The organism is Cobetia sp. L2A1 (genome assembly GCF_009796845.1).
Taxonomy (GTDB): Bacteria; Pseudomonadota; Gammaproteobacteria; order Pseudomonadales; family Halomonadaceae; genus Cobetia.
Genome location: NZ_CP047025.1, coordinates 3,354,551 through 3,378,085, shown reverse-complemented (window position 1 = coordinate 3,378,085; position 23,535 = coordinate 3,354,551). Strand labels below are relative to the sequence as shown.

The following is a 23,535-nucleotide window of genomic DNA, read 5'->3' as shown; positions in this document are numbered from 1 at the left end:
CACCTACTTACTCGTTCACTCATGAAAAGTGGGAGTGCTTATTTCTTCTCACCGAAGTACTTGGTGTGGATGGTGTCGTAGGTGCCATCGGACTTCAGTTCCGCCAACGCGCCATTGATCTGCTCGGCCAGGTCCTTGTCACGCTTGCGCATGGCGATGCCGAAACCGTCGCCGAAGTATTTCTTGGGTTCGGTGACGACTTCGCCGACCGCCTTGTAGTTGCCGTTGCCACCATCGATGAGGGTGGACTTGCCGACCGGGAAATCGAGGAAGGCGATGTCGAGACGACCGGCGTCCATATCGAGTACCAGGTCATCGGCAGTGGTGTAGCGCTTGACGTCAGATGTCTTGCTGTAAAGGTCGCTGACATAGTTATCCTGCAGAGTCCCGCGCTGCACGCCGATGGCTTTGCCCTCGAGTGCTTCTTGCGAGGCTTCGCTCAACGTGCTCTTGGCAGGCGCGAACCAGGCAGACGGCGGGGTGATGTAGGTGTCGGAGAACAGTACCTTCTCGCGACGCTCATCATTGATGGTCATCGACGACATGATCGCGTCGTACTTGCGTGCCATCAGCCCCGGAATGATGCCGTCCCATGCCTGAATGACCCATTCGCATTCACGATCGATCTTGGCGCAGATGGCATTGCCCAACTCGATATCGAAGCCGGTCAGTTCGCCATCCGGCGTCTTGTATTCCATCGGCTCGTAGGGCACGTCGACACCAATGCGCAGTGCGTCGGCAGCGTGTGCGCCACCGGCCATCAGGGCAGCGCCCAGCAGGGAAATTCCCAGCAACTTCTTCATGTCGTTCCCATCCATCGTTGTTGTTTGTCGTTCTTGCTGATCAGCAGCGGTGTATTGAGCCAGGTATATGAGATGACCCGGCGCCACTGTCAGAATAGTCCATCCCACATTAGCCCAGACTGGCGTTGTCGAGAAGGGGGTAAATGGTCGGATTCAAACGATCGTTAAACGAGATTTATTCCGGCCATGTGAATCATTGGTAAGAGAAAGCGCTCCTGGGGAGCGCTTTCTCAGTTCAGCTTAAGGGTCTGAGGTGTGCCAGCAGACGTTTCTCCAGTTGCCGGAAAATGGCAATGATGGTGAAGGTCAGGCACAGATAGATGCCTGCCACAAACAGGAAGGCTTCGAAGGGGGCATAGAAGCGGGCATAGATGTCGCGCGCTGCACCAGTGAGATCCAGCAGAGTGACCACGCTACAGATGGCACTTGCGTGCAGCATGAAGATGACTTCATTGCCATAGGCCGGCAGTGCACGGCGGAAAGCGCTGGGCATGATGATACGGCGCATCATCTTGCCGCGTGACATGCCATAGGCTCGGGCAGCCTCCATTTCGCCCTTGGGCGTGGACTGGATGGCGCCATGGAAGATCTCGGTGGTATAGGCTGCAGTGTTGAGTACGAAAGCCAGTAATGCCGGCACGAAGGGACCTTTGAAGTACTCCCATAGCCAGGTGTCCTGAATGCTTGGCACATGCAGGCTGCCAATCCCATAAGAGATATCGAAGCCATCGAAGAACACCACGCCGTAGTAGATCAGATAGAGCTGGATCAATAGCGGCGTACCACGAAACACATAGGTGTACAGATAGACGGGCATCTTGACCCAGCGCCGGCGCGAACCACGCAGAATCGCCAGTGGTACGGCGAGGACCAGCCCGATGATCAGTGACAGGAAGACCAGCTGCACGGTCGTGACCAAGCCGTCCCAGTAATGCCACAAGGTGGTCGCGGTGAAGATGTAGTTCTGGCTCAGTACATCGTTGATCATCTGGCTGAGCTGAGCGATGAAGCCTGACTGGGCCGCGTCGTTTAGTTGTTCCATTCGCTGGCCTCCCCGAATCCGGTGTTATAGCGCACCTTGAGGCGTGCCAGCCCCCACTCGGACACGGTGGCAATCAACAGATAGCCTGCGGCCACCGGCAACAGGAAAGTGAAGGGTTCGTGAGTCGCCTTGGCGGCCTCACTGGCCACGCGCACCATGTCGACCAGTCCGATCACCGACACCAATGCAGTGGTCTTGAGCAGTACCATCCAGTTGTTGCCTAGCCCTGGTAGCGCGTGTCGCATCATCAGCGGGAAGCGAATGCGCTTGAATACCTTCCAGTCGCTCATGCCATAGGCACGTCCGGCCTCAACCTGGCCGGCATCTACCGCCATGAAGGCACCGCGGAAGGTCTCGCCCATGTAGGCGCCAAAGATGAAGCCGATGGTGACGACACCCGCGGTGAACTCATCGACATTGACGAAGACATCGAAGCCATAGCTCTCGTAGAGCCAGTCGGTGACCATGTTGATGCCTATCTGGCCACCGAAGAACAGCAGCATCATCAGCACGATATCCGGTACGCCACGGATGACGGTAGTGTAGAGCGTCGCGATCCATCGTAGCGGGATAGAACGTGACATCTTGGCCGTGGCGGTCAATAGCCCCAGCATGATGGCCAGTAACTGTGCGAGTACGGCTAGCTGCACCGTGACCCAGGCTCCCGCCAGCAGGCTCGGGCCATAGCCTTGAAGGTCGATCATGGGAATTCTCCCGTGAAGCGCTGATACGATAGGCCATGCGATTGCCCACAAAGGGGCTTCGGCAGGCAGTATCAGCGCAAATGCTATCCGTCAGATGTTCAGCAGGTCATAAGCGGTAACGATGTCGCTACCGCTTGACGACTTACTGGCTGGTAGTCGCGGTCTTGTCCGCTGCAAAGTACTTGACCTTCAGGCGCTTGAGCGTGCCGTCGGCCTTTAGCTGTTCCAGCGCCGTATCAATGGATTTCTTGAGAGCGCGATCACGCTGCTTCATGGCGATGCCGAAGCCGTCACCGAAGTATTTCTTCGGTTCGCTGATGGCGGTGCCGGCATTGACGAAGTCGCCGTCATCGGCATTTACCAGCGTGTCCTGACCGACCGGCTGGTCGAGGAAAGCGATGTCGACGCGACCGCTATCCATGTCCAGTACCAGGTCATCCAGCTTGGTGTAGCGACGCACTTCTGCCACCTGACCATAGACGTCGGTCACGTAGTGATCCTGTAGATTGCCGCGCTGCACGCCGATGACAGTGCCCTTGAGTACTTCGCTGTCGAGCGCGCCGGTGACCTTGGCCAGCGGACTATCGGCCTTGACGAACCAGCCGGACGGCGGCGTGAAGTAGGGCTCGGAGAACAGTACCTGACGCTTGCGTTCTTCGTTGATGGTCAGCGCTGACATGATGACGTCGTATTTGCGCGCCAACAGGCCCGGGACGATACCGTCAAAGTCCTGCTCGACCCATTCGCAGTGAGTGGCGAGCTGCTTGCACAAGGCGTTGCCCAGCTCTATCTCAAAGCCGGTCAGCTCTCCACTCGGCAGCTTGTAGCCGAAGGGGGCATAGGGCATATCAATGCCAAGGCGTAGTGGGTCGGGCACATCGGCAGCCTGCACGGGAGTTGCAGTCATGGCGAGAGTCGATAGGCCGAGGGTGATGCCCATCAAAGAGCGTGTTACGAACGTTTTCATCACTGACATTCCTGAGTCTTGTCCGCCCCGAGGCCTGCGGTTGGCAGATGCGCTCGTAGCGATGGATCTTGTGCCGGTCACGGAAGCACCGTGCCAGAGAGAGCGCCGATTGATCGACCGGGTAGCTCAGTATTTGGGTGCCAGGAACTGCTTGAGGCGATCAGACTGCGGATTTTCCAGCACGTCGGCTGGCTTGCCGGATTCTTCAACCAGCCCCTGATGCAGGTAGATCACCTGACTCGAGACATCGCGCGCGAAGCTCATTTCATGTGTCACTACCACCATGGTGCGGCCTTCCTCGGCTAGATCACGCATGACCTTGAGCACATCACCGACCAGCTCCGGGTCGAGCGCCGAGGTTGGCTCATCGAACAGCATCACTTCCGGCTCCATCGCCAGTGCACGGGCGATTGCGCCGCGTTGCTGCTGGCCGCCGGACATCTGGGCAGGATAATAGTCAGCACGTTCCAGCAGGCCGACGCGATCAAGCAGACTGCGTGCGTGCGCGATGGCTTCCTTCTTCGGCTTGCCCAGCACATGGACCGGTGCCTCGATGACATTTTCCAAAAGCGTCATGTGCGCCCATAGATTGAAGCTCTGGAAAACCATCGAGAGGCGGGCACGCATGCGCTCGACCTGACGCCAGTCGGCGGGCTCGCGGCCTCGACGGGTAGTCTTGAAACCGATCTGTTCGCCGTGGACGAGAATGTCGCCGCCATCAGGTTGCTCGAGCAGGTTCATGCAGCGCAGAAAAGTGCTCTTGCCGGAGCCAGAGGCGCCGATCAGGGTAATGACATCACCCTTGCGTGCTTCAAGCGACAAGCCTTTGAGCACCTGATTGGTGCCGAAGGACTTGGTGATATTACGGACCTCAAGAGGCAGCACCTCGCTGCTCGTGCTCTCGGTCGCGGGGGAATTCAGGGTCATGCTGTCACTCCGATCCATGCACAAGTCCCGCACCACCGATAGTGTGGTGGTTGCCTCGTTGCGCCTTGAGTCTGCCGTGTCAGGGCATCACTCAGAGGTACTTGTTCGCGGTCGACGCGGCGCGAGGCGGCGTCGGGGGAATATCGGCCATCCGTGACGTATGCCGCCATAGCGGGCACCAGTGGTCGCGGTCGGGGAAAGGGGGCCGATTCTACCAGCTCACCGCAGGGTTAACTGCTGTCGGCGAGTGTCTCCAAGTACAACTTTGGTTGAGGTGACGAGCAGTGACAGCTGACGGCGCTCTGGCAAGTGGGGAATGATATGGATAGGAAGGAGGGCGGGAGAGGTTCGCGGATAATCGAAAGGGTCATGAGAGTTGCCTGTTATCGTTATGGGATGTGGCAGATGAATCAGTACAGATAAGTCAGTGCAGATAAGTCAGGGGCAGAGCATGGCGACACCGCCGCGTGAGCAGTACGCGGCGGTGTCGTGATCATTCAAAGGAGGTGCGATCTGATGCGAGCGCAAGCTGTGGCGGCTCGCAAGCGGCCAGCAGTAGCGCGGCACGTGCGCCGATCTCGACCCGTGCATTGGGGAAGACCACGCTGAGCGGCGTATCGCCGACCGTGCATGGGCCTGCTTCACCATCTTCAGCTACCACTGTGCCTGGTGTGAAGGTGGTGAAGTTGGCGACGTCGTCATTGAAGCACAGGCGAAAGTCGGTAGAGCGCCGCATCAGCTCTATCTCAACCTTGAAGTAGGCCATTCTCTCCGGTGCTGCATGCGGTGCTTCGATGCCCATCGCCAGTGCCGCCAGCAGCTGAGACATTGGGGCTAGTGCCACCATGTCATTCTCGCCGAAAGGGTGTACCTGCCCCAGCTCGAGCGTGAAGGCATCGGCATCATGGTAATGGCGCGAGTAATGCGAAAAGGTCCAGCTGTGTTGATGTTGATGCAGTACAGCCTGCAGCCCAGCGGCACTGAGATGTGACCACTGGGTAGAGCTGATGGCTGCGCCTTCACTGTACGGTACCACCGCAAAGCGGGGATAGAGGCTACCGCGGATGGCGGTATGCATGTCGTAGTGCAGTCGACGAGTGCTCTCCGTCGGCGGAAAGCGCGCATAGAAGGTGTCGACGGCTGCCATCAGCTGGCGGGCACGTGCTGGCTCATCGTCTGCTGGGCAGTCACTGTGCGCCGCATTACCGTCAGCGTCTGCACGCCTGAACAATCGATTGAGATTGGTGGTGGTAAAGCGCTCGCCACTGCGAATTGCCGGCAGATTACCGAGAATCAGCAGCAGGGGTGCGCCGGCCATCAGACGACCGCTCTCAAGGCCTGCGACCAACTCGCCCAGCAGCTCGATGGGCGCAGTCTCATTACCGTGAATACCCGCGGAGATCACCACGGGGTGCGCGCGCGGACCGCTGTGGTCCGGATAGATCTCGAGCACGCCGGGTGCCACGATCTCGTAGCGCCCGCTGGGGATGCGTCCCATGCCTCGCGCGCTGGCGTGGCCTTCAAGTGTCAGGTCAAGCCAGTCGGCAATCACGAGGGGGCGTTCTCCCGAGGGGTGGTGTTGGTGGACTCGAATATCTTGTCAGCGCTGGCCGCCACGAAGCCTTGATACAGCTGGCCGTCGCCATCAACGTAGCGGCGCGCAAATTCGTAGTAGCAGGTGGAAATCTCATGCTGCTCGCCGCCGGCAAAGGTGAAGGACTGACGGTCGGCCAATGTGGAGGCCTGTTCCAGCAATACTTCGGGTGAGCCTTTGATACGGCCTCCCGCGGGATTGATGCTCAAGCCAAGCACTTCGACGCGTGCAAGTACCTTGTCGAGCGTGTCGTGGGTCGTGAGCGCATTGACGCTGATGGTGAAGTGATTGGCGCGCAAGCCGATGATCGATAGCCAGGCGGCGTATTCGCTCTCTTCCATCAGGCGCTGATATTGCGCGAAGGTCGGTGCCTGCCACAGTCGGCCTGCCCACAGTACGGAAGGCTCAAGGGTAGCGCTGGGTGGGATCTGACTGACGAGTTCATCGATGATTGACTGGGCGGGTAGCGACAGCTCGTCGCATTTCAGCTCGGAGAGGAAGACGCGCGGCAGGTTCGCCGAAGGTGGCAGATAGCCAAAGGCGCGCAATTTCTTCTCAGTGAAGTCATAGGGGGCAAAGCGGGTATAGCCGAGGGCCAGCAGATGCGGTTCCAGCGCTGCCAGGGTGATCGGTCCGCGATCAAAGGTGCGGAAGGCCACGTGGTCGTTGACGATGGTTTCACCATCGGCGACAAAGGCATCTTGAATCTTCTGTGCCTGCGGTGTCATGGCGACGTAGTCGTCCCATAGGGCGGCGAAGAATTGCTGGATATCCATGACGTAAGGTCCTCTCTAAGCCCGCTTGACTCATCGACCAACCACAAGAAAAGGTGGCGCGACAGCAGAGCGGATGACAGCAATAAGGTGTCACCATCAGTGTGGTGCACCTTGACATATTGTCAGCCCACCATTGGCGAGTGTCGCGCGCGTGGCAAGTCTTGAGGTCGGTTGGATGAAAGCGGCTGTCCGCACCATGTAAGCCCTGCAGGGCCCTCTAGCCGTTGGTCTGAGAGGTGCTTGTCTCGTTGCCATCAATCGAAGCACAGTCGCACCTCTCTACAGCACGAGCTTGAGAGGATTGCCGGTGACTACCCTGCCGCGCCCGCGTTTCTTGGCTTCGTACATGGCGCTATCTGCCCGCGCGATGACGGTTTCTGGCGTGGCCCCCGAGAAGGGGAACAGACTGATACCCACACTGGCACTGACACCGATGATCAGTGGCTCCTCATCGAGCGCCAGATGAATGGGATGGCTGATGGCATCTACCAGACGATGAGCAAGTTGTTCGGGCCCTTTGCGGCCATCGCCTTCACGACTGATCAGGACCAGAAACTCATCGCCGCCAAGGCGTCCGACAATATCGTTACCGCGAAGCGTATTGCTCAGTCGCTCCGCGATGATGCTTAGCACCTGATCGCCAATCTGATGGCCGTGTCTGTCATTGATGGGTTTGAAACCATCAAGATCGATGAATAGAGCGGCCTGAACGATACCTTGCGTCTTGATATCCAATATCTGATCGAGTCGCTCCAGCAGGGCACGTCGATTGAGCAGGCCGGTGAGGGAGTCGCACATCGCATGGTCGCGCAGGTCATCGCGCTCGCCGGTGATGTGGCATTCATGCAGGAAGAGTTGGCGGCTCTGGCGCTCACGAGCGTAGGCACTCATTCCGCTCAGGAGATTGACGGACATCATGAAGAAGGCTTCATTGGCCTCCACCAATACCCCGGAGCCACTATGCAGAATGGCACAGCTGGCGGTGCAGCCCAGCCAGATCAACAATCCGCAGGCCATGGCATAGATGAACTGCAGCCCCAGCAGGGTATACGTCCAGAAGACCAGCAGCAGCAAGCTGACGAAGTAGACCGGAAATCCGCCCTGATCATCGCCATGATGTTCCCCGGCATTGTCATGTCCGAGATGGAACATCATCAGCGTACCCGCCGCTGTCGACAGTGACGCCAGGCAAAGAATGCCGTTGACCTGATGTCTGAAGCGCGAGATGCGTGAGAGAAGGAACAGTCCCAGTACACTGACCAGAATGGCGGTGCGCAGCTGCAGCAAGGTTTCGTAGTGTTCCTGCAGATTGATCTCGATCAACGCGTAGGATGCGAACAGCACACAGCTCAGCGGAATGGTGACTCGGGTGAGCTTCTGAGAGACATCAAGCTGGTGCCGTCGATAGCGCCGCTCGAGAGAAGTATCGAGAAAGCAAAGCGTGATGGGGTTCATGAGGCGATCCCTGAATAGCCGAGCTAACAGGATGCCATTGCCTTGCGTGGTCTGCTGGAATGAACCACGGCGCAGAGTAGGCCGTGGTTCAACGCTTGCTGATTCAGCGGTAGTTTCCGTGTTGCTCAGGCGCCGCTGCCTGTCAGCTCGCGCGCCGTGACACGCAGTGCAGATTCGACCATGTCGTAATCCACGTAGCAGCCCTGCAGGTGACGATGACCGGTAGTGGGGTCGAAGGAATTACGCCCATGCATTACGCGACGGTTGTCGAAAGCCACCATCTGGCCGGCCTTGAGCTTGAGATGAATACGGAAGGCCGGTTCCCGCAGGATGCTCCAGAACTGACGATAGGCAGCGTACCAGGCCTGCATCTGTTCCAGTGGCAGGCGTAGGCTGTCACGAATCCAGTTATTGAAGCGCACCTCAATCACCTTGCTATTGGCATCCAGATGAATCACCGGTTCGCGCGCGACCAGATCCGTCGTCTCGTCGGCGAAGCGGAAGTCGACAGCTGTCTCGGCCAGCAATTGGAATGCCGGCGGATCGCGCTGACGCAGTTCCTCAGCAACTGCCATGCCGTCGCCAAAGAGCGATTCTCCACCGTCGGCATCATTGGCCAGGCAGTAGAGCATCTGGATGTCCGGCGGCTGATGCCAGTTGGGTAAATCGGTATGCAGCTCAAGCGCGATCGGGGTGTAGGCCGCGTTATTGGGCGCCTTTTTGGAATAGACCTCGAAGCGACCACCAAAGTTGGTCGGGCGAATGGGCCCGATGGTTGCGGCGATCTTATCAATCTCACCCCCTTCGAAAGGGCCTTCATCCAGCACGGCAACGCCATCACGACACAAGGCTTCCAGCCAGACAAGACGCGCTTTCCCTCCCGCCATGTAGTCACTGAACGTGGTGACATGCGCTTGGTGCGACAGTTGCCATGCCTGACTTTCAGGCACCGGTGTCTCTGGCAGTGAATCACTCGGACGGCGTTGATGCAGCCAGCCGGCATCGAAGTGACTGAGGTGGCTGTCGCTCCACTCAATCATGAGATTCCCTGACTCGAGAGACAGCTGCTGCACGGTCAGGGCAGCATCGTCGAGCAGCATGAAGGTGCGTTCAAACGTCTGAGGATGGCGGCAGCCATCACAGGCACAGTGATCGCGCAGCCAGATTAGAGGAAAGCTGGCCTGTTCGCCGCTTGCCCAGACAAGTGTGGCCAGCGACGCGTCATATTCTCCCTGTATCAGCGGTGTACCGGTGTGATGCGGCTGATATTCCTTCATGGCCCACTGAGTGCGGGAGAGAATGTCGGTGGTGGGCGTCGCGAGCTCATTCATGAATGCAGTCCTTGTACCGATGAACCTCCGGTTGACTGGAGGTGAAACGAGGCCATTCTCCTGCACATCGTTGGCACTGACCAACGCGGAATATGACGCTCATGACCAAGCTGCGCTAATGTGTGTGGGCGTGAGTCCATGGAAAATCTGACGTGAGGTGTTTTGTGAGCTGCTTTGTGAACCGCATCATTCAGAGTGTCGTGAGGAACCTGCTGTGAAGCACACCATGGATGCTCTATCTACTGCCATGCCCAAGCCGCTACCGCCGCTGGCATGGATACAGGCTTTCGAGACAGCTGCGCGTCATTTGAGCTTCACTCTCGCGGGAGAGGAGCTCAACATCACCCAGTCCGCGATCAGTCAGCGTATTCGCCAGCTGGAGGACCGCCTCGGTCAGCCGTTGTTTGTGCGTCATGCACGCAGCTTGAGCCTGACACCTGCTGGCCAAGCTTGGCTGCCTGCTCTGCAGAGCGGTTTTCAGCGTCTGCATGAGGGTACGCTTGAGGTCTTTGGGCCTTCGCGGGCAGCCCCCGTCAGCTTGCGTGCCACGCCGATGGGGCAGCAGGCATGGCTACTGCCGAGACTGGCGATCTTCCATCAGGCAGAGCCCGATATCGCATTGCGGCTGGTCAGCGCCTATTGGCAGAGCGACTTCGATGATGCTGATGTCGATATCGAATTACGCTATGGGCAGGGCGATTGGCCAGAGGCCGAGGCCATTCAGGTCGGCAACACTGAGGAATGCATGATTGCAGTGGCCGCGCCGACACTTGCCAGCCGCCTTCACACGCCGGCAGACCTGTCTGGTACCACCTTGCTGCACGCAGCGGGATTTGCCGTGGGTTGGCGGCGGTGGTTGATGTCGGCAGACCAGCTGGCGCTGGAGCACGCAACGCGCACCATTACCTGTGATACCCAGGTGATGACGCTGGAAATGGCGCGGTTGGGGATGGGAGTGGCGCTGGTACATGATGGCTTGTTCGCGCTCTGGTGTGCCTCGGGCAACCGTGGGCTGCAGCAGGTCTTCCCATTGGCGGTACCTGCCGAGCAACACTTTTGGCTGGTACGTGCGCGCTCGCATCCGTTACGGCCGACAGCGCAACGGCTGTGGGATTTTCTGCTTTCGGCACAATGCTTGCCGTCAGCGTAGACGCCGTAGAATGCATGATCTGGATAGTGTGGCGAGGTTACGTTGGTTGTTCAGATTGAGACTGCGTAAGAGCGCCAGAGTGAAGCCGAGGGCGTGCCTGGGCTGACGCGGGACAATGCTTGAGTGGTGACTGGCAAAAGAAGCGTTCCAGCAACTGATACAGCTCGGGATAGGCATCATTGAGTGTGCGTGGTGCCGTGAAGAAATACTCGCAGCACACGGCAAAGCATTCGGCGGGATGGCTGGCAGCGTAGTCGTTGATGGGCGTGGTTTCGCCACGCGAGAGGCGCGCCGTCAGGTCGTCCCAGACAGCGGTAAAGGTGGTAAACCATTCATCGGCACTGATGTGCACGGGTAGCGGCGGGAAGCCATCGGCATCGGTGGCATTGGCCATGTCGAGCTTGTGCGCAAATTCGTGGATCACCACATTGAAGCCACTCCAGTCGCCGCTGGCAGAGAGGTCTTCCTGCGTGACCACCACCGGCCCCTGATACCAGGTCTCACCAGCACGGGTGCTCTCGAAGACATGCACCACCCCGGCTTCATCGACGTCTTCCACCTCACGGGTGATGGCATGTTCCGGCAGCATGACCTCATGCACGCGAGCGCCAGCATCCTGCCAGCGCTCGGCTTGTGGCCAGCCGTTGAGCAACAGCATGGCCTGTGTGGCCAGCGCCAACGCCTCGATGTTCTCGAGGGGCTCGGCGCTGGTCAATCTCCAGTCATGCAGTTGATGACGTGCACGCCGCTCAAGACGGGCCAGCGATGGCGCATCCACCCCCTCGAGAATAGGCAGACGTTGCATCACGGCCTGCCACAGGCCATCCCCCTCAGCCTGTGAGGAGGATGGTGATGGTGCCGTGGGGCGGCTTTGGTGATGATGAGGCGATCGCCAAAGCTGTTGCCACCAGTGTGTCACTGGCTTACTCCTGGCGGCTGCCAGACTTCCAGGACCAGTCGCGCAGGCGCAGGTCGAAGAGGTCTTTGCGGCGGTCCTTGAGGTTGGTGACCGAGCCTTCGCTGCGCAGCACCTTGAGGCGCTCCAGATCCAGATCCGAGAACATGATCATCTCGGTATTCGGCGTGGTTTCGGCCATCACCGCATCATGCGGAAAGGCGAAGTCTGACGGCGAGAACACCGCCGACTGAGCGTATTGGATATCGAGGCTCTCGATGGACGGCAGGTTGCCAACACTGCCGCACACCACCACGTAGCACTCGTTCTCGATCGCACGTGCCTGTGCGCAGTGACGCACGCGCAGGTAGCTATTCTTGGTATCCGTCCAGAACGGCACCATCAGGATATCCATGTCCTGATCGGCCAGCAGGCGTGACAACTCCGGGAACTCCACGTCGTAGCAGATCAGCATGCCGATACGGCCGGCATCGGTCTCGAACACCGCCAACTCGTCGCCGCCCTTGATGATCCAGTCGCGACGCTCCTGCGGGGTGATGTGCAGCTTGGCCTGACGATCGATCTCGCCATCGCGGTGGCAGAGATAGGTGACGTTGTAGATCTCATTGTCCTCACCCACTTCCACCATGGAACCGGCCACGATGTTGATATTGTAGGCCACGGCCATGCGCGAGATTTCCTGCTTGAAGCGCTCGGTGAAGCTCGCGAGGAAGCGGATACAGCGCACCGGGTCACTCTGATCTTCCAGCAGACCGATCAGCGGCGTGTTGAACAGTTCAGGGAAGACGGCAAAGTCACTCTGGTAGTCCGACAGTGCATCGACGTAGTACTCAACCTGCTTGAGCACCGCCTCGACAGACGCGAATTCGCGCATCTGCCACTGTACGGCGCCCACGCGAATCATCGTCTTGCGGCTTTCCAGTACGCGCTGGGCTGGCTCAAAGAGGATGTTGCTCCACTCGAGCAAAGTCGCGTAGCCCTGGGAGTCCTCGTCCTCCGGCAGATACTGGCGTAATAGACGCTTGACCAGGAAGCCGTTAGCGAGTTGGAACGACAGAATAGGGTCGTGAATTTCGCGACGCTCTACTTTATCGATGTATTCGGTCGGCGAAAGCTTGATTGCATATTCGTGATACTGGGGAATACGTCCGCCGGCCAGGATGGAGCGAAGATTCATGGAGCGGCATAGCTCCTTGCGCGCTTCATAGAGGCGCCGGCCAAGGCGATAACCACGATAGGCCTTGTCGATCAGCACATCGAGGCCATAAAGCGCGTCGCCGTCAGCCTTGTTGAGGATGACTTCGCGATGGCCGATCAGATCATCGTATTTATGTGGATTGGAGAAGGCGTCGTAATCCACCAGTGCCGTCAGGGCTACGCCGACCAGCGTGTCGCCATCCTCGATTACCAGCTGTCCATCCGGGAATTCGGCGATCAGGCGATTGATGGTGTGATCAGGCCAGGCACCACCAATGTCGTCATAGATGCCATCCATCAGGCGCTTCAGCTGGGGATAGTCTGATTCCTGCAGGTTACGCAGGTTTAAATGCAGGTCTTCGACGGACATCGGGACTCCTTGAAGCGGAACGGGATGGCGGGTGCCATCTCGACACACGCCAATATTTTATACCCTCTTCAATGGGTCCGGTAGCGGATCACTGCAAGGGCGGCAATAAGGTTGCGCTATGAGGGAGGGTGGGACATGACACCTTTTCAAAATTGAATGAGTGCTCATTCTTCTTGCATTTATGCGTCACAGCGTCCAAAACTCTCTCAGAGATCGGACGTGCGCAGGTGACGGCTGACGTCTGAAAGAAGGTTCATTGACGCCGGAGAATATTTGTATGACCCCAGTATTGTATGAATTGCGTGGCCGTGATGATCGTCTGCGTTTCTCGCCGTTCTGCTGGCGTGCACGCCTGGCATTGGCCCACAAGGGCATCAAGGCGGAACTCGCACCGATGCTGTTCACCGACAAGAGCCCGATCGGTTTCTGTGAATCCACCACGGTACCGGTGCTCAAGGATGACTTTGGCGTGTCGATGGACAGCTATGACATCTTCAAGCATCTGGACGAGCACTACCCGAATGCCGGTGATGGTCCGCTGATCGGGGATGCACTGGCGCAGGCGCGCCTGAATTTCGTCAAGGTCTATACCGAGCAGGTCATGGCCGTCGGTTTCTTCCGCCTGGTGGCGCTGGACCTGGTTCAGGCCATTCATCCGGATGACCGCGAATACTTCCAGAGCGCCCGCGAGGAGCGCTTTGGCATGTCATTTGAAGAGTTCAACAATGTCGAGGTCGCACGCGGCATTCTCGACAACGCCTTCAAGCCGCTGCGTGGCTTGCTGGGTAGCCAGCCGTTCATGGATGGTGATGCACCGGCGGCGGCGGACTATCTTGTCTTCGGCTTCTTCATCTGGGCCCATATCGTGTCGGAAACCTCACCCTTCGGTGAGACGGAAGACGCCAGTGACCCGTTGGTGCAGTGGCGCGAGCGCATGATGGACCTCTATGACGGCATGGCACGCAAGTCGCCGCGTGCCTGCGATATCCCGCAGTAGCGCGTCACGTGATTCGCTGACGATCTTCACGAAGGCTCGGACGCTTCAGGGCGACCGGGCCTTTTTCATCGTGCCCTGCTTGAGGAGTGCAGCATGATTGATCTGTATTACTGGACCACGCCCAATGGCCACAAGATCACGATATTTCTGGAAGAGGCCGGTCTCGAGTATCGCCTCATTCCAGTGAACATCAGCAAGGGTGAGCAGTTCACGCCAGAATTTCTGGCCATCTCGCCCAACAATCGCATGCCGGCGATCGTCGATCATGCGCCTGCCGATGGTGGCGAGCCGATCTCGGTCTTCGAGTCCGGCGCGATTCTCGAGTATCTGGCTGACAAGACAGGGCAGTTCCTGCCGCGTGAAGTGCGCGCCCGCAATGATGTTCTGCAGTGGCTGCATTGGCAGATGGGCGGACTGGGGCCGATGCTGGGGCAGGTTCACCACTTCAAGCATTACGCGCCCGAGCCGGTGAACTACGCGATCGAGCGTTACATGAAAGAAGGTGAGCGACTTTACGGCGTGCTGGAACGTCAGCTGCAAGGACACTCATTCGTGACAGGTGAGTCCGTGAGCATTGCCGACATGGCCATCTGGCCGTGGCTGAAGGCCGAGAAGCAGGGGATTGATCTGGCAAACTTCCCGGCAGTCGCCGCCTATCGCACTCGTATGGCGGAGCGTGACGGCGTGAAGCGAGCGATGGCGCGCATCGATGACATCAATCCGGCGGCCAATGTGGCGATGGATGAAGAAGCACGTCGTCACCTGTTTGGTCAGCAATCGTAAGCAGGAGACACTGACGATCGTTCGGTAATAGGTTGATGTTGCCAGTCTGCCGGCACGTGGCGACGAATATGCTCAATCAGTGCGCTGAGCTTGCGCGGCAGATGTCCACAAGATTTGCACACCAAGGCCGCCGGAACCTGATCTTCAGACTCGTTCGTGGAAGTTACAACGAAAAAAAGCACCGACAGAGGGCCAGAAAAAACCAAGGTAACTGTCTGCAGCGGTCTTGCCAGAATTCTGGAGACTGCTCCTCGCAGAGCGCGGGATCAGCAAGAGACTTCGTAGTCTTCAACCATGCTTGAACAGGAGATAGAAAATGTTTCTAAGAGGAATTTTTGCCGGCCTTATTGCCACGATTGCATTATCCGCGCTGATGATCATCAAGGCCATGATGGGCGTCATGCCTGCATTCAATGTCATTACCGACTGGACAGATGCACTCGGAGCATTTGGCATGTCCGTCACTCCTGCCATTGCCTGGATTCTGCATTTTGTCCTGGGCGCTGTCTGGGGTGTGCTGTTTGCGATGTTTCATCGGCAGCTACCGGGCGGATATGTAGTATCTGGCATCGTCGTCGGAGTTCTGGCGTGGCTGGGTATGATGATCGCCTTCATGCCATTGGCCGGTAACGGTCTTTTCGCCTTGGGTATCGGTCCTATGGTTACGATGGCTTCGCTCATGCTGCACATCTTCTTTGGTGCTGTGCTCGGCTACGCTTACTCGAAACTTGGTTAGCGGCTTACCGGTTGACGTCAACGGCGCGTTACCGCGCTTCGGATTCGCTTGTCGGCCTACGGCCGCTCCGGCGGCAACTGAGCTTCGGCGTTCCATTCAGGGCTAATAGATCACAAACCCATCGTAATTCAACATTTCGGACGCGTTTACTCAATAACATACTGGCTACGGACAGCGGCATTCACCACAGTAAGAGCCCTGACAGTTATCCAGCCGAAAGCAGATTGTGGCTGGGCTGGAGGGGCAGGCCCTGGTCCGTCTTTCGGCGATGAATCCGACGCAGGGCCGGTCAGATGGTTTGCACAGCTGATCCTCGACTCTCAAACCATGGCGCTTTCAGGCCTTTTCTTGTCATCATGGTGTGATGCTTTCACCTGTTCATGATCAAGGACGGCTCGATGTTTCGATTGCCCCGAATGACGTGTTATCTCTCTTCGCCTCGCAAGCTTTCCCGCGGGCATTTACTGGCGGGTGGCGTAGCGACGCTGTTGATCAGTCTGTATATGGCACCGGTACAGGCAGATGAACGTCCGCAGATCCGCGTGATGGCCGCTGCATCACTGCACGATGCGATGGATGCCATCGAGGCTCGTTATGAGCGCTTGGCAGAGGTCGACATCATGCCGGTCTATGCATCGTCGTCGACCCTGGCGCGCCAGCTGGCCAGTGGTGCACCAGCACAGCTGTATCTGTCCGCCAATGAGCGCTGGATGGACTGGCTTGAGCAGCAGCCCGGTATCGTGGTGACGGGGCGTCATGATCTGTTGGGCAATCGCCTGTCGCTGGTCGCCCCGGGTCCCAGTGAGCTTGATCCTACGCTCAGCAATGGCGCGGATGTCACCAATATCGCAGAGCGCCTGACCGCCACTGGCGATGACACGCGCCTGGCCGTGGGTGATCCGGACCATGTGCCTGCCGGCATCTATGCCCGTCAGTCACTGGAATCACTGGGGCAGTGGGAGGCGCTACGTTCGCATCTGGCGAGTGCAGAAGACGTGCGTGCGGCGCTGGCGCTGGTCGAGCATGGTGAGGCGCCGTTGGGCATCGTGTATGCCACTGATGCTTCCATCAGCCACCGTGTGCACCAGATAGGGCTATTGCCGGATTCCAGTCATGATCCCATTCATTATCCTGCCGCATTGATCAGCAGAGGCGGTGAGTCGCCCAGCGCGGAGGCCGAGGTCTTCCGCGATTGGCTAAGTACCAATGAAGCCAGTGCCATCTTCCACCGCTTCGGCTTCACGACCTTGCAGGGGGCCAAGCTTGCTCCTGCGGCCGATACGTCTTCTTGAGAACCTACACCGTCCATGACGGCGTCATGGACGACAGATACACTGGTGTAATGAGTTGCTTGCTGTGCGGTGGCCAAACGGTGCGCAATAGTGAGCTGTTGCCTGTTTGAGGAGGATCACCACCATGTTCGAGGAGAGCCGATGCTGAGTGCCCTGGAATGGGAAGCCCTGAGTCTGAGTCTCAAGGTGGCCTGTGTGGCCGTCGGTGTGAGCCTGATTCCCGGCTTTGCTGCTGCCTGGTGGCTAGCGCGCCGCGAATTTCGCGGCAAGGCGCTGGTAGACGGTCTGTTACATCTACCGCTGGTGCTACCGCCCGTCGTGGTGGGCTATCTGCTGCTGATTACCTTTGGGCGCAATGGCACCATCGGGCAATGGTTGGCAAAGATCGACATCGTGCTGCCCTTTACCTGGCAGGGGGCTGCCGTGGCGGCTGCCGTGATGGCCTTCCCGCTGATGGTGCGCGCCATGCGGCTCTCGCTTGAGGCCATTGACCCCGGGCTTGAGGCGGCTGCGCGCACCTTGGGGGCTAATCCGTTACGTGTGCTGTTGACCGTGACGCTGCCACTGTCGCTGCCGGGGATTCTTGCCGGTGGCACCCTGGCCTTCGCTCGCGCGTTGTCTGAGTTCGGGGCCACCATCACCTTTGCCGCCAATATTCCTGGCGAAACCCGCACACTGCCGCTGGCGCTCTATACCCTGATCCAGACGCCAGGGGAGGAGAATGCCGCCGCGCGGCTGTGTGCAATAGCGGTCGTCATCGCAATGATCTCGCTACTGTCTTCTGAATGGCTGGCGCGTCGTGCTCGCTTGCGGATGGAGGGGCGTGATGCTTGATTTCCATCTCAGCCGTCTGCAAGGCACCTTTCAGCTGGATGCCACCCTCAAGGTGCCTGCGCGTGGCGTCACGGCACTGTTTGGCCGCTCGGGCAGTGGCAAGACCAGCATCCTGAGGCTGATCGCTGGTCTGGAACGTCCGGATCATGGCCATCTACGGCTGGCAGGCGAATGCCTCGCCGGTGGTGAGGATAACGTCTTCGTGCCGGCTCATCGTCGTCAGCTGGGAGTGGTCTTCCAGGAGCCGCGTCTCTTCCCGCATTACACCGTGCGCGGCAACCTCTGTTATGGAATGCCACGCGCGCTTACGCCTGCCAAGCGTCAGGAGAATCGTGCTCGCCTGCACGAGATGGTGACGCTGCTGGGCATAGAGGATTTGCTCGCTCGGATGCCCGGACAGCTATCCGGGGGCGAGTCTCGGCGTGTCGCTATCGGCCGTGCGCTGCTGTCACGCCCTCGCATGTTGCTGCTTGATGAGCCGCTGACGGGTCTTGATGGCGCACGCAAACAAGAGTTGTTGCAGTACATCGGCCGGCTGGCGCGTGAGATCGAGATCCCGATACTGTTCGTCAGCCACGATACTCGTGAGCTCTTTGCCGTCGCTGATCGACTGGCGCTGGTGGATAACGGTCGTATCACGGCCAGTGGCGAGATTGGTGACATGCTGTCGCGGCTTGATCTGGCTCCTCAGACGGGCCGCTTCGAGGCCGGTTCGCTGCTCAGTGCAGAAGTGCTCTCTCATGATGATGAGTGGCAGCTGACGCGATTGGGGTTGGGCGCTGGGCTGAGCCTGCAGCTGGCGCGTCTGGCGATGCCTGTTGGACGGCGCGTCCGCTTGCGGCTGCGTGCACGTGACATCAGCATTGCACTCAAGACACCGGAGCACACCAGCCTGCGCAATGTACTACCTGCGGTGATACATGAGATAGAGACCGAGCGCGGACATGCCAGCGCTGAGCTGGTGTTGGGTATTGCCGGGCAGCGTGTGAGAGCGCGAGTGGACCGCCTGGTATGTCGTGAGCTGGGGCTCAAGGTCGGACTTGGCGTCAAGGCTCTGATTTCCAGCGTCGCGCTGTCTGGCCCTGACGTGATCAGCCTGGATGCCTCTGATGATGCACTGGAGTCGCTTTCCGGGCCCGCTGCTCAGCCTGCGCCAGACGCGAAGGCCCGCTGAGACGGTCAGCGTGTCGATTGACCGTCTTTCTGGCATGCTGCGTCAGACCCTCTCTTACAAGGAAGATCTCCATGCAATTGGCCCATCTGTGGCGTTATCCGATGAAGTCGGGTGCTGGTGAGGCACTTGAGTCGGCCGTGGTCGGTGAAGAAGGGCTGGTGCAGGACCGTCGCTTTGTCATAGTCGCCGCACGGGGCAAGTTCGTGACGGCGCGCACGCATCCGCTACTGCAGCGTCTGTCCCTGCGTGAGCAAGGCGCGGGGCACTGGCGGCTTGCTCACCTCGATAGACCCGAATGTGGTGAGATAACCTTCGCGACGGACCCTCAGGCCGAGCGCCTCGATATCCAGGTGTGGGCCGACCAATTCACGGCTCTGAGTGTCAGCGATGAGGCAGATGCCTGGTTGAGCAAGCAGGTCGGCATGGCGGTGAGACTGGTGTGGCTCGGTGAGCAATCGACCCGCTATCGTGATGTGATTGATCAACGCGTCAGTGCCGCCGATGGCTTTCCGCTGCTGCTGGCCAATGAGGCTTCACTGGCGGCGCTGAATGCCGAGACACCGACGGCCGATCATGGCATGGATCAATTCCGGCCCAATCTGGTCATCAGTGGTGCCGATGCCTGGGCTGAAGATCAGTGGCAGGAAGTGCGGATTGGCGACGTGCGCTTCCGACTGGTGTCATCCTGTACGCGGTGCGCGATGGTCAATGTCGATCCTGCCACGGGTCTCAAGCGTGATGACAAGGAGCCGCTGGCGACACTGGCGCGGGTACGGCGCTTTGATGATGGCCAGGTACACTTTGGCTATAATCTGATCGCACTGGATCTCGCGCACGGCAATGTCACAGTGCATGTCGGTGATGACGTCGAAGTGATCACGCATCAATGACGGAGAGGTCTCAGTGACGGTCTACTGGATGACGGGTCAATGAGTCGCCTTCCGCTATCGTAGGTCTGACGCCACCATATTGAACGCAGAGCCCGTCACCGGAAGGTGGCGGGCTCTGTCGTTTTCGTCGCTTCAGCACTTGTCTCATTGCGCACAGATCACTGAAAGGGGTCAGGTGGGAGGCCCGAATAGCGCAGGCTGGCCGTGCGCTTCACGCCAGACATCAAGCGCCGCGCGGTGCAGCTGGCTATGACGCCAGGCGAGCGCCTCGATATCGCGGTCGTAGCCGCCGCCAATCACGCAGGCCACAGCTGCGCCCGCGGCGCGACAGCGTTCGATCACATGATGCTCACGCCGGTAGAGGCCAGCATCCGTCAGTTCCAGATGGCCCAGGCGGTCCGCAGCATGCGGGTCGACGCCGGCATCGAAGATCACCAGCTCAGGACGTACGCGTGGCAACACCTCATCCAAAGTGCGCGACAACACGTCCAGATAGTCGTCGTCGCCCATGCCCTTGGGCAGGGGCACATCGAGGTCACTGCGCCGCTTGCGTGCGGGGAAGTTGCTCTCGGCGTGCAGCGAGAGCGTGAAGACGCGCGGCTCGTCAGCAAAGATCAGCGCCGTACCGTCCCCCTGATGCACATCGAGATCGACCACCAGTACCTGGCGCACTCCTTCATCGAGCGCCTGGCGTGCTGCTACGCCAATGTCATTGAGCAGGCAATACCCGCTGGCTGCTTCAGGATGTGCATGGTGTGTACCACCGGCCGTATTGCAAGCCAGTCCGCGCGCGAGTGCTTCACGCACGGTGGCCAGGGTGCCGCCGACGGCCAGCACGCTACGTTCGCGCAATGCCTCGTTCCACACGAAGCCGCTGCGCCGCTGCGCCTGTGTGCTGAGCGTACCAGTCAGGAATTCGTGAACGTAGCGCCGGGTGTGCACCTGCAGTAGGTCATCCTCGTCAGCGGGGACGGGAGTCACCCATTCGACGGCTTGGGGATACTGGGCCAGCTGATGGTCCAGCAGTCGCTTGAGCACGCTGAACTTGTCCATCGGAAAGGGGTGCTTCTCCGGCAGGGCGATCCGATAGCCGGGGTGGTGGATCAGCGCCAGCGGTGGGCAATCGCTTGACGCTTTGGAAGCGGCGGCAGGAGGCGCTGAAGAGTGCAGCGGGACGATGGGCATGCAGATCTCTCGCAGTCGGGCGGTGGCATTCAAATGATGCATGAAGGCGACGTGTCAGCGCTGAGGGAGGAAGTGAATCTCCTCGCCGCTGGTCGTGAGCTGGCGGATCGCAATCGGACGGCCGTCCGCGTCGAGATCGACCAGCCCGATACCGCAGGCATTCAGCAGTCGCTCACCATGGCTGGCCGCATCATGACGCCGTGGCGTGATGTGCATGTTGCGTCGTCGCGTCAGCAGATTGAGGGGCGAGCGCGGGGCATACAGCCAGCGATTGAGGCGATCAAGCACATCGAGAAGACCGACCGGGAAGCGATTGCGGATACCACTGCTGGTGATCTGCCAGATATGTGGACTCGAGCGGCGGTGCCTGAGGCGCACGTCGTAGGCGAAGGAGTAGTGCACGTCACCGGAGAGAATCACGAAGTGCTGCGGCGTGCGCGAATGACGGAAGATGTTGAGCATCACGCTGGCCGCACCCCGGTGCGCCATCCAGTTCTCGGCATCGACCATCAGTGGCTTACCAGCGAGCGTGAACAGTTTCTGGATGGATTCGATCAACTTGACGCCAAACATGGGTGCCGCTGACACCAGTACCACGGCGCGATGTTCCACCAGGCGTTGTTGCAGATCACATAGAGCTTCCCAGTCCATGAGTCCAGATGGATTGGCGAGATTGCGCTCGCTGCGCCAGCGACGGGTGCGAGTGTCCGCCACGATCAGCGCGGGCGTGGTATCCAACTGATAGTCCCAGCGCTCACAGCGCTCCAGATTCGTGATCAGCGCATCCTGAAGGTCGACATTGAAATGATGGTCTGTCGTTGTGCTGGTGGATGATTCGCCACTCGGCATGTTGGCGGGGGAGCTTGAAAAGGACGACTTCGTGAGCAGCGCATCGGTAAATAGTTCCGAGGCCTCATCCAATAATTGGCGCAGCGGCTCGGGGGCATTGCCTGCACCCTGGCACAGCAGGTAGCCGGTCAGAGCATTGCCAATGATGCGCCGCGAGAAGGGATGCCCATAGGCGGCTTCTTCCCAGGCAGCGCTGAGATTCCAGTCATCGGTAACATCGTGATCATCGAAAATCATCAGACTGGGTACATTGGCCAGCAGGCGCCGTACCTGGCCCAGCCCCGCGCGAAAGCGCCGCACGTGACGGGCTTCTTCGGCATGCCGCTGACAGGTGGCTGCATCATGCCCCTCAAGTGCCTTGGGGTCTTCCAACTCGATACTCAGCGCATTCCACGGCACGTCCGACCACACCAATAGATACATGGCGAGCACTTCCGACAGACCGATCAGGTGATTGTCAGCACCGGTAGAGGTAAAGATGGGCTTGCGTTTGGCACCGAAGAAACTGGCGGCCAGCCCTTCGTTGGCAGGCATGTCGGGGAGTAACTGCGGACGATGATAAAGGTGCGAGGGGTGCTGGCGCAGCTCGCGGGTATCTGACACCTCGGCTCCCATCAGCGTCTCCTCCGGCAAGCCGAGTCCGGCAATCAACTGATCAATGGCACCCAGCATCGGGCCGGCCACATCGTCGGCGTAGATCTGGTCACCCGTAAACAGCATCACCTCTGGCCATTCGCGCATGTCATCGCGGCGCTTGGCGAGCCAGCTGTCCAGTGCGACCAGCCCATCGCCAGCGGGCCCGTTCACCTGCGCTATGTCGATACTGCCAGCGTGCTGTTCCGTCTCCTTTTCAGTGAGACCGTGATGCGGTTTACGGCAGCTGCCATGAGCAATGCGCGTTAGCCTGGAAGGCAAGCGGAAGCGCGGCAGTGGCTCGTCGGGATAGCAGATCTCGGGGCCCCAGTCGGCAATGCCATGCCATGTATTCTCCCGTGCATTCGCAGCCGTTGCTGCAGCCGTGCTTGCTGGCATCACGTCTGTCGCGTCGGCTCCTGTCGTGAGCGGGATATCGCGCTCGGCAAGCGCCAGCTCATAGGCGATGGCTCTGTCTGCGGGTAGAGGAGTGGCTGGATGTGCCTCGATCAACATCAGCCAGGCGTGCGTGCCAAGTGGCATCGTCAGATGCTCTGTCAGCGTGCAGCTTGCCTGCTGAGGAAGATGGTCTTCTCCTGATGGCAGCGGCTGGTCATCATGCTCGGGCAATAACCAGATGCGTGCCTGCTGTGGGCGTGATGTGACCAGCCACAGCATGACGCCCTCTGGTGTGACACGACGCAGTATCGGGCCAGCCAGCACACGGGGCAGGGTATCATTTGTCTCGAGAGGAGCACGGGAATCAGGCATTGATAAAACGGACTCGATTGATGATAAGGATAGGGGGCGATCGTCGGGCAGCTAAGGACATGGACAGCGTGAGTGCGCATGAGTGCAATGCGCTAGCCGCCTCAAGATACATTCCATCCAACTATCATCCAGCTTCACGATGCCTCAGGGAAGGCGATG

General features: G+C 59.2%; 21 protein-coding genes. 8 read left to right on the top strand and 13 right to left on the bottom strand.

Annotated elements, in window-relative coordinates; genetic code table 11:
* Positions 1-38 precede the first annotated feature (38 nt).
* The 9 genes from GQR90_RS14410 to GQR90_RS14370 all read right to left on the bottom strand — a co-directional run bounded on the left by GQR90_RS14410 (position 39) and on the right by GQR90_RS14370 (position 9,599).
* A complete protein-coding gene (locus GQR90_RS14410) occupies positions 39-803 on the bottom strand; it encodes a transporter substrate-binding domain-containing protein (protein ID WP_158774712.1) in 765 nt (254 codons plus the stop codon).
* Between the two features lie 235 nt (positions 804-1,038).
* Positions 1,039-1,791, bottom strand: a complete 753-nt coding sequence (locus tag GQR90_RS14405; protein ID WP_158775551.1) for an ABC transporter permease — start codon at positions 1,789-1,791, stop codon at positions 1,039-1,041.
* A gap of 41 nt (positions 1,792-1,832) precedes the next feature.
* Positions 1,833-2,549 carry an ABC transporter permease gene (locus GQR90_RS14400; protein WP_158774711.1) on the bottom strand — a complete coding sequence of 239 codons (717 nt, stop codon included), beginning with the start codon at positions 2,547-2,549 and terminating at the stop codon, positions 1,833-1,835.
* Positions 2,550-2,691: 142 nt separating this feature from the next.
* The gene (locus GQR90_RS14395) at positions 2,692-3,516 is read right to left on the bottom strand and encodes a transporter substrate-binding domain-containing protein (protein WP_158774710.1); all 825 of its coding nucleotides are present in this window, start codon (positions 3,514-3,516) and stop codon (positions 2,692-2,694) included.
* 126 nt (positions 3,517-3,642) lie between these two features.
* Positions 3,643-4,443 (bottom strand): ABC transporter ATP-binding protein, encoded by an 801-nt coding sequence (locus tag GQR90_RS14390; RefSeq protein WP_158774709.1) that lies wholly within the window; start codon positions 4,441-4,443, stop codon positions 3,643-3,645.
* Between the two features lie 493 nt (positions 4,444-4,936).
* Positions 4,937-5,995 (bottom strand): succinylglutamate desuccinylase, encoded by a 1,059-nt coding sequence (locus GQR90_RS14385; protein ID WP_158774708.1) that lies wholly within the window; start codon positions 5,993-5,995, stop codon positions 4,937-4,939.
* Positions 5,992-6,813 carry a DUF1338 domain-containing protein gene (locus GQR90_RS14380; RefSeq protein WP_158774707.1) on the bottom strand — a complete coding sequence of 274 codons (822 nt, stop codon included), beginning with the start codon at positions 6,811-6,813 and terminating at the stop codon, positions 5,992-5,994. Before GQR90_RS14380 ends, GQR90_RS14385 begins: the two co-directional genes overlap by 4 nt.
* Positions 6,814-7,092: 279 nt before the next feature.
* Positions 7,093-8,268: a GGDEF domain-containing protein gene (locus GQR90_RS14375; RefSeq protein ID WP_158774706.1), complete on the bottom strand. Its 1,176-nt coding sequence runs from the start codon at positions 8,266-8,268 to the stop codon at positions 7,093-7,095.
* A gap of 125 nt (positions 8,269-8,393) precedes the next feature.
* On the bottom strand, positions 8,394-9,599 hold the full coding sequence (locus GQR90_RS14370) for a TauD/TfdA family dioxygenase (RefSeq protein WP_158774705.1): 1,206 nt from the start codon (positions 9,597-9,599) through the stop codon (positions 8,394-8,396).
* Between the two features lie 214 nt (positions 9,600-9,813).
* On the opposite strand from GQR90_RS14370, the gene GQR90_RS14365 reads away from it, so the two are divergent.
* Positions 9,814-10,749 carry a LysR family transcriptional regulator gene (locus GQR90_RS14365; RefSeq protein ID WP_233266331.1) on the top strand — a complete coding sequence of 312 codons (936 nt, stop codon included), beginning with the start codon at positions 9,814-9,816 and terminating at the stop codon, positions 10,747-10,749.
* A gap of 37 nt (positions 10,750-10,786) precedes the next feature.
* On the opposite strand, the gene GQR90_RS14360 is transcribed toward GQR90_RS14365, so the two are convergent.
* Both GQR90_RS14360 and GQR90_RS14355 read right to left on the bottom strand, forming a co-directional pair.
* Positions 10,787-11,668: a zinc-dependent peptidase gene (locus GQR90_RS14360; protein WP_233266329.1), complete on the bottom strand. Its 882-nt coding sequence runs from the start codon at positions 11,666-11,668 to the stop codon at positions 10,787-10,789.
* 4 nt (positions 11,669-11,672) lie between these two features.
* The gene (locus GQR90_RS14355; protein WP_158774704.1) at positions 11,673-13,232 is read right to left on the bottom strand and encodes a carbon-nitrogen hydrolase family protein; all 1,560 of its coding nucleotides are present in this window, start codon (positions 13,230-13,232) and stop codon (positions 11,673-11,675) included.
* 277 nt (positions 13,233-13,509) lie between these two features.
* Here GQR90_RS14355 and GQR90_RS14350 point away from each other — a divergent pair, with 277 nt between their 5' ends.
* From GQR90_RS14350 to GQR90_RS14320, 7 genes are all read left to right on the top strand, one after another.
* Positions 13,510-14,229 carry a glutathione S-transferase N-terminal domain-containing protein gene (locus tag GQR90_RS14350; protein ID WP_158774703.1) on the top strand — a complete coding sequence of 240 codons (720 nt, stop codon included), beginning with the start codon at positions 13,510-13,512 and terminating at the stop codon, positions 14,227-14,229.
* Between the two features lie 93 nt (positions 14,230-14,322).
* Positions 14,323-15,012, top strand: a complete 690-nt coding sequence (locus GQR90_RS14345; protein WP_158774702.1) for a glutathione S-transferase N-terminal domain-containing protein — start codon at positions 14,323-14,325, stop codon at positions 15,010-15,012.
* A 316-nt stretch (positions 15,013-15,328) separates the two neighbouring features.
* A complete protein-coding gene (locus GQR90_RS14340) occupies positions 15,329-15,748 on the top strand; it encodes a DUF6789 family protein (protein ID WP_158774701.1) in 420 nt (139 codons plus the stop codon).
* Between the two features lie 398 nt (positions 15,749-16,146).
* Positions 16,147-17,040 carry a molybdate ABC transporter substrate-binding protein gene (modA, locus tag GQR90_RS14335; protein ID WP_233266327.1) on the top strand — a complete coding sequence of 298 codons (894 nt, stop codon included), beginning with the start codon at positions 16,147-16,149 and terminating at the stop codon, positions 17,038-17,040.
* Positions 17,041-17,181: 141 nt separating this feature from the next.
* Positions 17,182-17,874, top strand: a complete 693-nt coding sequence (gene modB, locus GQR90_RS14330; RefSeq protein WP_158774700.1) for a molybdate ABC transporter permease subunit — start codon at positions 17,182-17,184, stop codon at positions 17,872-17,874.
* Positions 17,867-19,048: a molybdenum ABC transporter ATP-binding protein gene (gene modC, locus GQR90_RS14325; RefSeq protein ID WP_158774699.1), complete on the top strand. Its 1,182-nt coding sequence runs from the start codon at positions 17,867-17,869 to the stop codon at positions 19,046-19,048. Before modB ends, modC begins: the two co-directional genes overlap by 8 nt.
* Positions 19,049-19,119: 71 nt before the next feature.
* Positions 19,120-19,938: an MOSC domain-containing protein gene (locus GQR90_RS14320; protein ID WP_158774698.1), complete on the top strand. Its 819-nt coding sequence runs from the start codon at positions 19,120-19,122 to the stop codon at positions 19,936-19,938.
* A gap of 171 nt (positions 19,939-20,109) precedes the next feature.
* Here GQR90_RS14320 and GQR90_RS14315 read toward each other — a convergent pair whose 3' ends face one another.
* Complete coding sequence (locus GQR90_RS14315) at positions 20,110-21,123, bottom strand: histone deacetylase family protein (RefSeq protein ID WP_158774697.1); 1,014 nt, start codon at positions 21,121-21,123, stop codon at positions 20,110-20,112.
* 54 nt (positions 21,124-21,177) lie between these two features.
* Positions 21,178-23,376 carry an alkaline phosphatase family protein gene (locus tag GQR90_RS14310; RefSeq protein ID WP_158774696.1) on the bottom strand — a complete coding sequence of 733 codons (2,199 nt, stop codon included), beginning with the start codon at positions 23,374-23,376 and terminating at the stop codon, positions 21,178-21,180.
* Positions 23,377-23,535: the final 159 nt, after the last annotated feature.